This is a genomic window from Fuchsiella alkaliacetigena, assembly GCF_023227765.1.
GTDB classification, from domain to species: domain Bacteria; phylum Bacillota; class Halanaerobiia; order Halobacteroidales; family Acetohalobiaceae; genus Fuchsiella; species Fuchsiella alkaliacetigena.
Genome location: NZ_JALKBZ010000027.1, coordinates 22,290 through 36,059, shown reverse-complemented (window position 1 = coordinate 36,059; position 13,770 = coordinate 22,290). Strand labels below are relative to the sequence as shown.

16 protein-coding genes are annotated in these 13,770 nt (G+C 37.7%); 2 read left to right on the top strand and 14 right to left on the bottom strand.

Annotation, left to right across the window (positions count from 1 at the left end; genetic code table 11):
• Positions 1-251 precede the first annotated feature (251 nt).
• The 14 genes from MWH30_RS08865 to MWH30_RS08800 all read right to left on the bottom strand — a co-directional run bounded on the left by MWH30_RS08865 (position 252) and on the right by MWH30_RS08800 (position 11,946).
• A complete protein-coding gene (locus MWH30_RS08865) occupies positions 252-1,202 on the bottom strand; it encodes an acyl-CoA dehydratase activase (protein ID WP_248663719.1) in 951 nt (316 codons plus the stop codon).
• Positions 1,199-2,299: an acyl-CoA dehydratase activase-related protein gene (locus MWH30_RS08860; RefSeq protein ID WP_248663718.1), complete on the bottom strand. Its 1,101-nt coding sequence runs from the start codon at positions 2,297-2,299 to the stop codon at positions 1,199-1,201. The genes MWH30_RS08865 and MWH30_RS08860 overlap by 4 nt, the downstream gene beginning before the upstream one ends.
• Positions 2,296-3,222, bottom strand: a complete 927-nt coding sequence (locus MWH30_RS08855; protein WP_248663717.1) for an acyl-CoA dehydratase activase-related protein — start codon at positions 3,220-3,222, stop codon at positions 2,296-2,298. The genes MWH30_RS08860 and MWH30_RS08855 overlap by 4 nt, the downstream gene beginning before the upstream one ends.
• Positions 3,223-3,237: 15 nt before the next feature.
• Positions 3,238-3,948, bottom strand: a complete 711-nt coding sequence (locus tag MWH30_RS08850) for a ZIP family metal transporter (RefSeq protein ID WP_248663716.1) — start codon at positions 3,946-3,948, stop codon at positions 3,238-3,240.
• 9 nt (positions 3,949-3,957) lie between these two features.
• Positions 3,958-5,424: a spore germination protein gene (locus MWH30_RS08845; protein WP_248663715.1), complete on the bottom strand. Its 1,467-nt coding sequence runs from the start codon at positions 5,422-5,424 to the stop codon at positions 3,958-3,960.
• A complete protein-coding gene (locus tag MWH30_RS08840) occupies positions 5,408-5,989 on the bottom strand; it encodes a stage V sporulation protein AE (RefSeq protein ID WP_248663714.1) in 582 nt (193 codons plus the stop codon). Before MWH30_RS08840 ends, MWH30_RS08845 begins: the two co-directional genes overlap by 17 nt.
• Positions 5,990-6,748: 759 nt before the next feature.
• A complete protein-coding gene (locus tag MWH30_RS08835; RefSeq protein ID WP_248663713.1) occupies positions 6,749-7,099 on the bottom strand; it encodes a SpoVA/SpoVAEb family sporulation membrane protein in 351 nt (116 codons plus the stop codon).
• A gap of 44 nt (positions 7,100-7,143) precedes the next feature.
• Positions 7,144-8,256: a stage V sporulation protein AD gene (spoVAD, locus tag MWH30_RS08830; protein ID WP_248663712.1), complete on the bottom strand. Its 1,113-nt coding sequence runs from the start codon at positions 8,254-8,256 to the stop codon at positions 7,144-7,146.
• Positions 8,257-8,270: 14 nt separating this feature from the next.
• A complete protein-coding gene (spoVAC, locus tag MWH30_RS08825; RefSeq protein ID WP_248663711.1) occupies positions 8,271-8,717 on the bottom strand; it encodes a stage V sporulation protein AC in 447 nt (148 codons plus the stop codon).
• Complete coding sequence (locus tag MWH30_RS08820) at positions 8,701-8,949, bottom strand: hypothetical protein (protein ID WP_248663710.1); 249 nt, start codon at positions 8,947-8,949, stop codon at positions 8,701-8,703. The genes spoVAC and MWH30_RS08820 overlap by 17 nt, the downstream gene beginning before the upstream one ends.
• Before the next feature lie 121 nt (positions 8,950-9,070).
• The gene (locus tag MWH30_RS08815; protein WP_248663709.1) at positions 9,071-9,838 is read right to left on the bottom strand and encodes a SigF/SigG family RNA polymerase sporulation sigma factor; all 768 of its coding nucleotides are present in this window, start codon (positions 9,836-9,838) and stop codon (positions 9,071-9,073) included.
• A gap of 12 nt (positions 9,839-9,850) precedes the next feature.
• Positions 9,851-10,282, bottom strand: a complete 432-nt coding sequence (gene spoIIAB, locus MWH30_RS08810) for an anti-sigma F factor (protein ID WP_248663708.1) — start codon at positions 10,280-10,282, stop codon at positions 9,851-9,853.
• 26 nt (positions 10,283-10,308) lie between these two features.
• A complete protein-coding gene (gene spoIIAA / locus MWH30_RS08805; protein WP_248663707.1) occupies positions 10,309-10,647 on the bottom strand; it encodes an anti-sigma F factor antagonist in 339 nt (112 codons plus the stop codon).
• 114 nt (positions 10,648-10,761) lie between these two features.
• The gene (locus MWH30_RS08800) at positions 10,762-11,946 is read right to left on the bottom strand and encodes a D-alanyl-D-alanine carboxypeptidase family protein (protein ID WP_248663706.1); all 1,185 of its coding nucleotides are present in this window, start codon (positions 11,944-11,946) and stop codon (positions 10,762-10,764) included.
• Between the two features lie 679 nt (positions 11,947-12,625).
• Between MWH30_RS08800 and MWH30_RS08795 the strand changes: the two genes are divergently transcribed.
• Together MWH30_RS08795 and MWH30_RS08790 are read left to right on the top strand one after the other, a co-directional pair.
• Positions 12,626-13,309, top strand: a complete 684-nt coding sequence (locus MWH30_RS08795; RefSeq protein ID WP_248663705.1) for a DUF421 domain-containing protein — start codon at positions 12,626-12,628, stop codon at positions 13,307-13,309.
• Between the two features lie 26 nt (positions 13,310-13,335).
• Positions 13,336-13,719 (top strand): DUF4363 family protein, encoded by a 384-nt coding sequence (locus MWH30_RS08790; protein WP_248663704.1) that lies wholly within the window; start codon positions 13,336-13,338, stop codon positions 13,717-13,719.
• Positions 13,720-13,770 lie beyond the last annotated feature (51 nt).

Here is a 13,770-nt window from a genome sequence, read left to right as displayed (position 1 = left end):
GGCATTATTTTTTACCCCCTATAATTATTATAAAGTGTTAACTAACCTTTTGTCCAACATCAATAGGGGGCGTCACAATACTCTATTTCGTAAGTTTCAACGAATTTATAAAAAATTAAAATTATTATCCTAAACTTAAATTAAAGCTTAATTTTGACTAAGGTTTTAGGTGGGTTTTAATCTTTTGAACTTTATCTATCCTTTATCCTCTGTCCTTTATCAACTGAACTTTATAACCATATTGCCGCTAATCAAATCGCTTCCCACCTAGTACATTTAGACCCCCATCTAGCTATCAATTCTTCTTGTTGATAAATATTAATAATTTCACAGTAGTTCGGACATGAATTGCATTCAAAGCTGCTAACATCATAATCGAATTCAGTGACAGCAAACCCTTTAAAGCTACTCTGCTGTTTATTTTTCACCTGTTCCTGGGCTAAAATAGCAGCTCCTAGGGCCCCCATTACATTATAATGTTCAGGCACATGAATATCTGCTGATAACTCTTCAGCAAAGGCTTTTTTAATCCCGGCATTAGCTGCTACTCCTCCTTGAAAGATAATTGGTTCCAATATCTCCTTACCCTGACCGACATTATTTAAATAGTTTCTCACCAGAGCCTCACAGAGACCAGCAATTATATCCTCAGTACAGTGACCTAACTGCTGCTTATGGATCATATCAGATTCTGCAAATACAGAACAACGTCCAGCAACTCTAACTCCTTCTTCAGCCTCTAAAGCTAAGTCTCCAAAGTCCTCAATAGGAATTCCTAATCTGCTGGCCTGCTGATCTAAAAAGGAGCCTGTTCCCGCAGCACAAACGGTATTCATAGCAAAGTCGGTCACTACTCCCTCTCTTAAAATTATAATTTTGGAATCCTGACCGCCAATCTCTAATACCGTCCGTACTCCTGATACCATCTGCGAAGCTGCCACTGCATGAGCCGTAATTTCATTCTTAACTACATCGGCTCCTACCATCACTCCGGCTAGGTTTCTAGCACTACCGGTGGTGCCGACTCCCTTGATCTGCAAATCACCTACTTTAGGCTTTAGCTGCTCCAGTCCTGACTGAATAATATCTATCGGTCGACCCTGAGTTCGTAAGTATAGCTTTTCTAAAACCTCTTGATTTTGATTAGTTAAGACTAAGTTAGTACTAACCGAACCTACATCAATTCCTAAATAGGCCTTCATACTACCTGTTCTCCTTTCTCTTCGTTTCGTTTTCTACTCAATAAATCAACAAAGGCTTCCAATCTAGTAATAACCCCTGCCTCGCCAGTATGCTCATCTAATATTAAAGATAATACTGGCAAACCATAGTCCTTACTCAGTTCAGGTAAAATACTTTGCGCTACTATTTCAGGCATACAGGTAAAGGGAGCTAGCTGTACTGCTCCATCGTAGCCTTGCTCAGCATAATCGACTACTCTACCTATACTTTCCAAACCATGTCCACCTACAAAGTGTTCTAAATAGGGTTCAGCTAGTTTTTCTAAACGCTTGTGTTCTGCCTGGCTCTGAGCTGTATTAAATATGTGCTCGCTAATCCAATCACTGAGATAGATAGAACGATCAACTATAACTCCCAGCTCTCCTAATTTCTTTTCAACATTGAGATTGGTAAAGGACTCTAAGACAACATAGATCTCCCCTACTATCCCTACTCGCAAAGGCTCTCTATCTCTATCTAGCTCCAAGTCCAAAATTTTATTTTTCATCTGCTTTAAACTGCTTTCTAGTTCCTCAATATCGTCATTAGCTGCTAACTCCTCCAAGCAGTCATCATAAATTTCGGTCACTCGTTTAGGCTGTACAGCATAGGCTCTCATTTGATTAACATACTTAGTTGCTTCATCTATTAACTGACACTTTCTCCAAGCTACTCGCCAAGCAGAGCGTAGCTTCCACCAAGAGGTATGCTTAAATAAGAACTTAAGCTGCTTTAAAAAGTGCTTCCAACCACTCTGAAAGGGCTCTAAAACTAACATCTGATAATCGTAGTTTAAATCGTTTAAGATCTCTTTTTGGACTTCGGCATAGTAGCCGAATCTACAGGGCCCTATTCCCCCACCCATAATAATAGTATCTGCCCCAGCCTCCAAAGCTTCTATATAGTTGCCGATATTAATCTTTAAAGGCAAACAAGCAAACTCCGGAGCATATTTAACCCCTAAATCCAAAGTCCGTTTAGTAATTGGCGGGGGTTCTAAAACATCTAAACCTAAGTTTTTGAAAAACGATTTAACCGAAATATTGAGATTTCCCATATGAGGAAAGGTTACTTTCATGCTCTTTTAGCCTCCCATTTTATCATATCTACAAAGGCTTCTATCCTAGTCTCCAAACCTGCTTCGCCAGTGTGTTCATCTAAGTTCAAAGTCATAAAATGCACATCACTTCTTCTTTTAGCCTGCCGCTCTATCAACTCACCGATCAAGGCATCGGGCCCGCAGCCAAAAGCAGCTAACTGAATAATCCCATCAATCTCTGCTCTATTGAATAGATAATAGGCCGCCCCGATAATCTTTTTATTAAAGGTCCAAAACAGATCTTTAGTTAACTTGCTAGCTCCTTGTTCAATCTGACTCTCACTCAAGTTTTCTGGAGTTACTACCTCCACTCCCAACTCCTCTAGTTTTTCAATAATTCCTAAGCTCATATAATCATCGTATAATAGATAACTATGGCCTAAAACAGCAATATTAACCTCATTATTAGCTAAATTTGACTTCAGCAGCTGCTGACGATGTTTTTTTAAGGCCTGAGCAGCCTGCCAATGCGCCTTTAAGATCTCTAACTTACTATCAGTAAAATAATATCCTATTTCTAAGTTAGCTTTTAACTGAGCTGGCCAGCTCTGATTATGATTAATAGTAGGAGTAATCAATGGTGGTAAGTCAGCAATATTATTCTTGATCATATCCGGTAAGCCCATTAATTTAGGACATAAATACTCCTTTTTAGTTACACTAACTACTCTAGGTAAAAATATATAGTCTACCTTTTCTCTTAACTCCATCAAATGCCCATAACAGACCTTAACCGGAAAGCAGGCCTCATCCACAGCCAGCTTTACTCCTTGGTCTACTATAGACTTATTAGTTGTTTGAGACTCTACTATCTCTACTTCTAACTCCTCAAAAAACTTTCGCCAAGCAGGATAATAATAAAAGTATAATAAAGACTTTGGAATACCTACTTTAGCACTCATTTATTTCCCTCCTTTTTAATTATGAATAAAGATCTTGCCCAGCAAAAAACTAACTAAAAATCCGATTAAAATCCCCATTATCTCAACTCGACTCCCAGTTTTATAAGCCTTGGGAATTATCTTATGAGCAATTAAATAAAGAATTGCTCCTCCAGCAAAAGACATTATCGAACCTAACCAGAACTCAGCTAAATTACTTAAAAAGTGATAACCGAAAATAGCTCCTAGAGGATTAATTAAGGCTACTACTCCAATAATTAAATAAACCCATTTATGGTTTAATTCACTTTCATAAATCATCTCCTCAGCAGATAAAAAGCCTTCGGGAATATTATGCATTAAAATCGAAACTGCCAAAACTAAACCTAAACCACCATCTCCGGAAGCGAAGCCAATGCCTATACTGATAGATTCAGGAACACTATCTAAAAAAGAACCTAAGGCCATACCCACACTAGTCTTAAAACGTCTTTCTATATAGTCATCAGCTCCTAAAAAGAAAAGTCCACCTAACATGAAACTAACAGAACAACCCCAAATTCCTGCTTTTCTATAGGCTTCAGGAATTAGGGAAAAAGAGATCAACGATAGCAAAATTCCAGCTCCCAAAGAGAGGATAAAGGATAAAACTCGATCTGGAAGCTTTTTAGTCCCTAAATATCCTCCTAAAACTAACGCTCCCCCTGCTAAAGAGCTATACAAAAGCATCTTAAGAAAACTGCCCATAATAGTCCCTCATTCAGTATCATTTTCTGGTAGTCTATCCTTATCAACCGGTCTATTCAACTTAGGTCGCCGTACAGATAGTTCTAGAATAGAACGTCTAGTTATGAAACTCCTTAACGCATCCCCATCAAAAGGAATTAAAGGCCACATGTAGTGAGTACCAAAAGATTTAGTAAATCCGAATAAAACCATTATTCCTAAAGTACCAATGATAAAGCCAACCCCAGTAAAGGCAGTAACTAAAATTAATAATACAAATCTCATTAATTTTACTGTTAAGCCCAACTCAAAACTTGGAATTACAAAGGTACTGATAGCTCCCGCTGCCATGTATAAAATAGTCTCCGGCATAAATAGCCCTACTTCTACCGCAAACTCTCCTAGGAGTAAAGCACCAATTAAACTGAGTGAAGTAGATAAAGCATTAGGAGTCTGAATTGAAGCTAATCTCATTAAATCTATCCCTACACTGGCTAGAATAAACTGAATACCGATCGGAATAGCTCCTACCTCTTTAGGACCAATAAACTCCAAAAACTCTGGTAGTAGTTCGGGTTGCAAAGCCCCTACTAACCACAGAGGTGGTAAAAATAAAGAAACCCATAAAGCTAATAAACGAATTATTTTTAAATAGCTGCCTGGTACTGGGGGTTGACGATAGTCTTCTAAGCTCTCCAGTTGATCGAAAAAGACCGCTGGTAATAAAAGTACTGTGGGCGTATTGTCTACCATCACACAGATCTTACCTTCTAGCAGATTAGCTACGGCCACATCAGGACGTTCAGTATATCTAATCTTAGGTAAAGGATTGAGGGTATCTCCAGTAATGAAGTCCTCAATAGTTCTATCAGCCATGGGCAATCCATCTACATCTATCTGCTTTAATCTATCTCGAATTTTATCAACTAAGTCTGGATTAGCTATATCCTTAATATAGACTAAAGCTACATCATTTTGTGATCTTTTACCTACTTGAAAAGCTTCAGTAATTAACTGCGGGTCACGCAGCCTTCTTCTAATTAACTGCACATTGAATAATAGAGTTTCTACAAAGCCATCGCCGGGCCCGCGAGTAGTCTTCTCCAACTCCGGTTCATCAGGAGCAGTCATTATCCAAGTTCGACCGTCTATTAAGATCGCCTCTGTTTCCCCTTCAATAAATAGTATTTGGGGCCCAGCTAAAATCTGATCTTTAGCTTCCTCTAGATTATCTATAGTCTCTACTTCAAAATAAGGTATCCGTTGATCTATGATCTTTTGAATTGCATCAACGCTCAAATCTTCTCGCTTAGTTTCAATCAACTTTCTAATAATAAATATAAATTCATCCTTAATAAATCCATCTAAAAAGATTAAACCTGCCTTTTTATCCCCTACACAGAAGGTTCTAGTTAATACATCGAAACTAAGATCAGCATTTAATTCTTTTTGCAAATACTGCAAATTTTGATCTACACTCTTAGCTATAAGCTTCATAATCAATACCACTCCTCGCCAATATTTCCTCAATAGCCTGAGTAGTAATGGGGGCTCCCGCTTCTAGTCTATCCTGCTCGTCCATTTTACCGATATCGCCAACCCCTACTACTAAGGGAACTTCAAACTGATTAATAACATCCACCGTATCTCCTTCTAAATAGATATTTCCTTCTGCTTCAACTTGCCCTTCCTTATCTACCGGCTCTGCAACTCGCTCTCCTTCTCTAGTAATAGAAAAGTCTGGCTCAATCCCTTGTACTTCCTTGGAGTTAGCTGCCACAGCTACTACTCCTAAAACTTCTATTTCTGAGCTAGCCAGCACCCTTTCTAAAGCCTTTTCACCGGCCCCTTGTTGCAGGTCACCTTCATCATCGAACATTACTAATACCACTTCTGCCGGAGAGGCTTTAATCAGCTCTATTATTTTCTCTCCACTACAGGGAGTTGGATTTCCGGCTGAACTAGATATAGTTCTCAGATTTAGTTTATCGGCTACAGTTTCAATAGTATTTTGAGCCGTTCTATCTCCATCAGTGATTAGTATAGCTTTTTGAGCTGCCATTTATTATACTCCTTATCCTAAAGTTAAATTCAAGCTTCAAGAATGAAACATTATCGTTCTATTGTTTCGTTCCCGATATAATTATTATCGAAGGCCTCAGCTAGTTGATATGTTTCAACCACTTGCCGTTCAGTCCGACGTACTCGAGGTACTAGTGCTAACCTTACCTTGCGTAATTAGATTGGAAGGTTAGTGAGCATCCGTGCCTCCTTCTCTCTCAAAAATAGCCCTCCCGGCATAGCCAGCATAAAAAACAATACTGGCTATGATAGAAGTCTTGAGAGTAAATAGTAGTTTTAGTGCTCTTACTGAAAGAATTAGTTTAAAAACAAATTCTCCTACAAATCTCCTGCCTCCGGGCTATTTTACGACGCATTCGATATCCTAGTGCTGGCTTCACCTTTCGTATTTAAATTGAAAAGGCAGTGAGAGTCGCTCTTTGAAACATATCAACTTACAGGTTTTCGTTATCAGCACGGCCAAATGGGTGTTTATAAGCGATATCAAAGTTTATTTTTTAGTGCTTCTTGACGAATTGGAGCTAAAATAAGAACTGGTTTAGCCAATTTTTCTAATTAAAATTGGCGGGTTCTTATTTTAGTGGAGATGAGTCTTAGAAGTACTAAAATAAACTTTTCTAGCGTTAAACACCCATTTGGCCTCCCACGCTCAACGAAACAGTATACCAATATTGTTACAATGCATTTAAGCTTTTGAACTCCAACTCTTAACTATTAACTCTTAATTATTAACTAAATTTCATTCCTTGGGTCTGAAAATAACCGACATCAAAAAGCCCAACACTATAGAAGCACTAATCCCAATACTGCCGATCTCTAAAATCCCCGCAAAAAGCCCTAAAAAGCCTAACCTTTCCACTTCAGCTAAAACTCCCTTGGCCAACACATGACCAAAATTAATCACCAGCACCGTAACTCCACCGCCAGCAAAGTCAATAATTGGCTGATATAGTCCTAATCCTGTCAAAACTGCTCCACTAACCACTAAAATAACCAGTAGATGGGCCGGCGTATAGTTAGTCAAATCCAAAAAAAGCTGACCCAATCCACAAATAAAGCCTCCTACTAAAAAAGCAAGCAAATAGTTCAAATCAATCCCCTTCCTTATCAGCTTAAAACTTAAAGCCAAATACTTTATGTGTTTTCTCCATCTTCAGACTCTATTACTGGCTGTATAGCTTCCTCTTTAAAGCCTGTTCCCCGCTGTCTATTTTCTTGGTTACCAATCGCATCATTTTGAGAATTACTTTCGATTACTACTGCGTGAGCAATGGCCGGAATACTCTCACCCTGCAAATTAGTTAAAGGACTCAATAAAGCTCCAGTAGCCACCAACAATACTCTATCTAAATGGCTATCGTTAAGATAAGGTAATAGATAAGAAGAAGTTACCACAGCTGAACAAGCACAGCCACTACCGCCTGCTCCAACTCCTTGATTGGAGTTATAAAGCATCAACCCACAGTCATCATGCTGCTGATCAATATCTAGCTCTTTATCTGCCAATAACTCTTTTAATAGCTTAGTCCCTACCTTCCCTAAATCACCGGTAGCAATCAAGTCATAATCACTCGGAGTTCTATTGGTATCCTCTAAATGCTGCAAAATAGTCTCCGCAGCAGCCGGAGCCATAGCTGCTCCCATATTTTTAGGATCTTTAACTCCATAGTCAATCACTTTACCTACTGTAGCTTCAGTAACTACGGGCCCGCTACCATCGCTTGCTAAAAGCACCGCTCCAGTTCCCGTAGCAGTCCACTGCTTATAGTCAGGATGCTGATCTCCATACTCATTAGGAGTTCTATACTGCCGTTCAGCTCCTTGATAGTGACTGGAAGTGAAATTTATAGTTCGGCGCGCATAATTACCATCAATTAAAACTGCTCCCAAAATCATTCCTTCAGCCATAGTAGAGCAAGCTCCATAGAGCCCCAAAAAAGGTATAGGTAGCTTACTAGCTACAAAATTAGAGGTAACTATCTGATTTAATAAATCGCCACCCAGCAAGTAATCTATCTTATCGGGGCTCAATTTAGCCTTCTGTAACAACAAATTAAGATTTTCATTAGTCATTTTTCGTTCAGCCTTTTCCCAGCTTTGCTCTCCATAATAAGAATCCTCTAAACATTTATCGAAATAATCCCCTAAAGGCCCTTGTTCCTCCTTAGGCCCTACCACTGCTGCAGAAGAGATTATCATTGGCTGTGAATTAAACTGGATTGTCTGTTGTCCTAACCTATTTTGCATCCCCTAGAACCTCCCTAAATAAAGACTAACTTAATAACTCCAATCAAAAAAGCAGTTAACATTCCGTAAGTTAAAACGGGCCCGGCCACCCCGTACATCTTTGCTCCTACTCCTAAAATATAGCCATCCTGCTTATGCTCCATCGCCGGAGCTACTACTGCATTAGCAAAGCCGGTGATCGGGACTATAGTTCCTGCTCCGGCATACTGAGATATTCTATCATAAACACCTAACCCGGTTAAAAGACCTCCAATAGTAATCATACTAATCGCCATTAAGGGATTTGCTTCCTCTACTGGAATCCCACGCGCAACCAATAGCTGAAAAATCACCTCTCCTACTACACAGATTAAACCTCCAATTATATAAGCTTTAGTAACCTTCTTAGATAAAGAGTCATCAGAGCTTACCTGCTTAATCAACCTTTTATACTCACTAGGAGTCTTATCTAACTGTGACATAACTATCACTCCCTATTTTAAATGGACAATACTTAATAATATAGTCTACTTTTTCTTCTTCAGTAGTCTTCCAAATTTTAATCGAACTATACATTGCCTGAACTTTGATAGCACCCTCAGGTGATTGAGGATTAAATAAATTACTGTTTATTAATAAATAAACTGCAAAAACAAAAGCTAAAATAACTGCTATCCAAAAAATAATATTTTCAAATCTTTTACCGATTAGCATTTTCTCACCCAACCTTCAATCTAGCTAAGTTCAAAGCTATTATGTGTAACTTAACGGCTATCAATACAAAAAAATAAAGAGACTGCAGGAAAATCCTGCAGCCTTTCTTTTATTAATTATTTCAATCAAACTCTTCTCTAATTTTAGCTAAAATCTGCCGCTCCAATCTAGAAACCTGCACCTGAGAAACTCCCAATCTTTCAGCCACTTCAGTCTGAGTCAGTTCTTCAAAAAAACGCAGCCTTAAAATTAATCTTTCTCTAGACTGTAAATTTTCAATAACTTCCTGTAAATCCAATCTAGTAATCTCAGCTTCATAGTCGCCAGCACTAGCTGCTAGCTGATCAATCAGTTCTATAGAGCTACCCTCTTCTTCGTAAATAGACTTATAAATCGACTCCGGCTCTCTAACAGCCTCTAAAGCACTAACAATCTCTTCTCTAGGCACTTCCATCTCTTCTGCAATTTCATTAATAGTAGGCTCTCGATTCAGCTTTCCCATTAACTTCTCTTTGATCTTATTTACCTTATAAGCCGTCACCTTCATTGAACGACTAACCTTTACTAAGTCATCATCTCTTAAAAAACGCTTAATCTCCCCAATAATCAAAGGCACAGCATAGGTAGAAAACTTAACCTCTCTCTCAAGATCAAATCTATCAATCGCCTTTAATAAACCGATACTACCAATCTGAAATAACTCTTCATAATCATATCTACTATTAGAAAAACGATGGGCTATCTTCAATACCAACTTTAAATTGTGATTAGTCAGTTTTTCCTTAGCCTCTTTATCGCCTTCCTGGGCCCTAGCCAATAACTCCTTAGTCTCCTCATCGGATAAAAGTTCATTTTCGGGAATATCTAAACTATTAGTAGAACTATTCATTTAAATTCTCTCCTACTTAGCTTTTTTCTTTGATTTTTCTGGACTCTTTACCATTTTAATCTTTGTCCCTTGCTCCAGTTGAGATTCAATATCCACCTGATCCATAAAGGAGTCGATAAATACCAGACCCAGGCCCATTCTATCAGCCGTTGTATAGTCCGGCTCACAAGCCTGTTCAATATCTTCAATTCCAACTCCATAGTCTTCAACTATAATTATTAACTCTTCTCCCTGAAGCTCTAAAGTAATCTGAATACTACCTTCACCCTCACCATAACCATGGATAATTGCATTGGATACTGCTTCCGAAGTAGCCACTTTAATCTCCTCAATTTCAGATAAAGTAAAGTCCAGTTGAGCAGCAAAAGAAGCCACAGTAACTCTAGCTAAGCCGATATTATCACTAATCCCTTTAATCTCTAGTTTAGCTCTATTCTTACTCAATCTACTTACCTCCTGTATTAGTAGTTTTACACCGCCTGCAAAGCTTCTGCTTCATCGCTAAATATATCTGCTATCTTTAAAACCCCCGATAGCTTAAACACCTTATTGATAGACTCCTTAATATTAACAACTCTCAGCTGACCACCATGCTTGCTGATCCGCTTATATCTGCCTATTATGAAGCCTATCCCGGCACTATCAACAAAATCTACTCCTTTTAAATTAAGAATCAAATTTTTAATTCCCACTTCTCGATCCAACCTTGCTTCTATCTGCTTCCGTAAAGCAGGAACTGTATGTAAATCTAGATCTCCACTGATTCTCACAATTAGATTAGTTTCTACTCTCTCCATTTCCATCTCCATCTTAGTTCCCCCTTAGGCTAATAATTACTCTATATAGTATATTCAAGATAAATCTTCCTTCTCCTGCAAGTATTACATTTTTTTCTAGTTATTTAATTAAATGTATCGTACTATTTAAAAGATATTAACCAAGTTATGCAAAAACCTTTTCAATAATTGAATAACTATTTGAATAATATTTCCTCGTTCAACCTCCCGGTCACTAACTAATTCCACACTATCTAGCTCTTTATCCTCAGTTAATACTCTTAACTCACCTACCCTATCTCCTTCAGCCAAGGGAGCAGTTAAGTCACTATCAATAAGCACCTGTTTTTTTAATTTATCCTCAGCCCCTCTAATTACAGCCACATTTAAATCCTCCTTAGCTATAGCTTTAATCTGCGGATCTTTACCTTTATAGACCTCTAGTTCCTCTACTAAAACCTCTCCTTTTTTTGCTACTTCAATAGGTTGATAGATATTAAAACCGTAAGATAGAAGTTGAGCTGCTTCCTCAAAACGAAGCTTAGAATCTACATCCTTCATAATCACCGAAATAAATCTTATTCCTTCCCGTTCAGCCGTTGCCGCCACACAAAAGCCCGCGTCCTCAACATAGCCTGTTTTAAGCCCATCGGCTCCTCGATAAGACTTCACTAAATCGTTAGTATTGCGTAAAAATGACTCCCCATCCCGCAGATAGTCAATCCAAGTAGAAGTATACTCTAAAACATCGCCATGTTTAAGCAGTTCTCTAGACATCAAAGCTACATCGTAAGCAGTACTATAATTTCCTTGCTCATCAGCATCGCCAGGGGGAAGCCCATTAGTATTTACAAAGTGGGTATTCTCCATTCCTAACTCCTCAGCTCTGTTATTCATAACCTCTACGAAGGCTTCCTCACTACCATAAAGATGCTCTGCTACAGCCACACAGGCATCATTAGCCGAAACAATAGCTATTGCCTTAACCATCTCCTCTAAAGTCATTTCTTCTCCCGGTTCTAACCAGATCTGTGAACCACCCATATCGGCAGCCCTTTCACTAGTAGTAACTACATCATCCCAACTAGCCCTACCTTCCTCAATAGCCTCCATAGTTAACAGTAAAGTCATAATCTTAGTTATACTGGCCGGAGCTAACTGCTCCTCCGCATTTTTTTGATAAATTACTCTACCTGAATCAGCTTCCATCAATAACGCCGAGCGAGCCTCTAATTCAAACTGGGGATCTGGAATATCCACTGCTAGCGTTGGCAAAGCTAAACTAAAAACAATAACCGCAACTAAGATAGCAGTAGCTAACTTTTTAATCACTGATACTTCCTCCTTTTAACTAGTCTGTTAAATGACTATTATTATTTAGGAAAAAGTATTCTCTTTCCAAAATAGGAATTTGATATTTTGAAATTAAATTGAATAATTAACTGGATATATTAAAAGTATAGTTAGATAGAGGACAAAGTCAACTCAATCGATATAAAGTTCAATAATATTGGTATAATGTTGCGTTCAAACGAAATTTGGGTAACCCCAGGGGTGTTTAACGCTCCAAATCTTTTTTCTCTCTTTGTGTGTTCATCAAAGACCATTGCTATTATGATTTGCTTGAATATTTTTGAAGTTATTTAATAAAAACGACGAAAAAAGCTAGATTCCGCTCCTAAACACCCCTGGGGATTATTTTATTGTGAAAAATCACTTCGTTATCAGCACGGCCAAACAGGTGTTTCTAAGCGATATTAAAGATTATTTGTCAATGCTTCTTAACGAATCGGAGCTAAAATAAGAGCTGGATTAGCCAATTTTTCTAATTAAAATTGGCTTGCTCTTATTTTAGTGGAGATGAGTTCTAGAAGCATCAAATAATCTTTTTAGCGTGAAACACCTGTTTAGCCCCCACGTTCAGTGCAACAATAGACCGATATTGACTTTTTTAGAACTTGAACTTAACTATTAACTAAACGATACATTTATAAGAAAGGAGCACTAAACTATGCTAATCTCTATAATCAGAACCATCATCTTATACTGCGTAGTCCTAATTACCTTTAGGATAATGGGTAAAAGACAGATTGGAGAGCTGCAACCTTATGAATTAGCAATAACCATTATGATCTCCGCTTTAGCAGCAATCCCTATGGAAGATACAGATATTCCTTTAATCAACAGTTTAATTCCCATTATTATGCTTTTCATCCTCCAAATTTATATGTCTATTATCACCACTAAAAGTAATTTAGGACGCCGAATAATCTCTGGTAAACCTACTATTCTCATTGAAAATGGTAAACTAGTTGAAGGGGAACTGCAAAAAACTAGAATCAATATCAACGAACTGTTAGAGCATTTAAGAATCAAAGGCTATCCTAATATAGCCGATATAGAGTTTGCCTTTATTGAAACTAACGGTACTATAAGCGTAATTCCTAAGTCCCAAAAGAGACCTGTTAATCCAAAAGATTTAGAAATAGATACTGAATACGAGGGAGTTCCCCACCCAATAATTATAGATGGTAAGGTCTATCCTAAAAATTTAGAAAAAGTGGGACTTAGCAAAAAATGGTTACAAAATGAACTAAGTAGCTTTGGAATTACTGAAATATCTAAAGTCTTTTTTGCTAGCTTAGACTGTCAAGGCAATCTATTTTACCAAACTTATCGCAGTACTAATAATTAATTAAGCTAAGAAAGGAGTCTTAACTTATGAAAAAACTAGGTATTGGAATTACAATACTACTAATTATTACTTTAGCAATTACAGCCTATGGTTATACTTTTACCATGAATAGTGCAGAAGAAATGTTAAATGATTTAACTGAATTAGAGAACAGTATTGAAACAAATAACTGGCCCCAAGCTAATAAGGAAGTAGATGAGTTGATTAGTAAATGGGAGGAAATAAACTCTATCTGGGGTTTATTATTAGACCATACTGAAATGAGCAAACTGGATATTTCAATTAATAGAATTAATAAGTTAATCGAGCTGGAAGATCAAGAAAAGACCTTAGTAGAGCTAGCCTTAACTAAAAGATTTCTTCAACAAATACCCGAAAATGAATACCCTAGATTTACTAATATCTTTTAATCTATACTTTGAAAGTCTTAATTATTTTTACTTAATTGGCTATATAAGCAG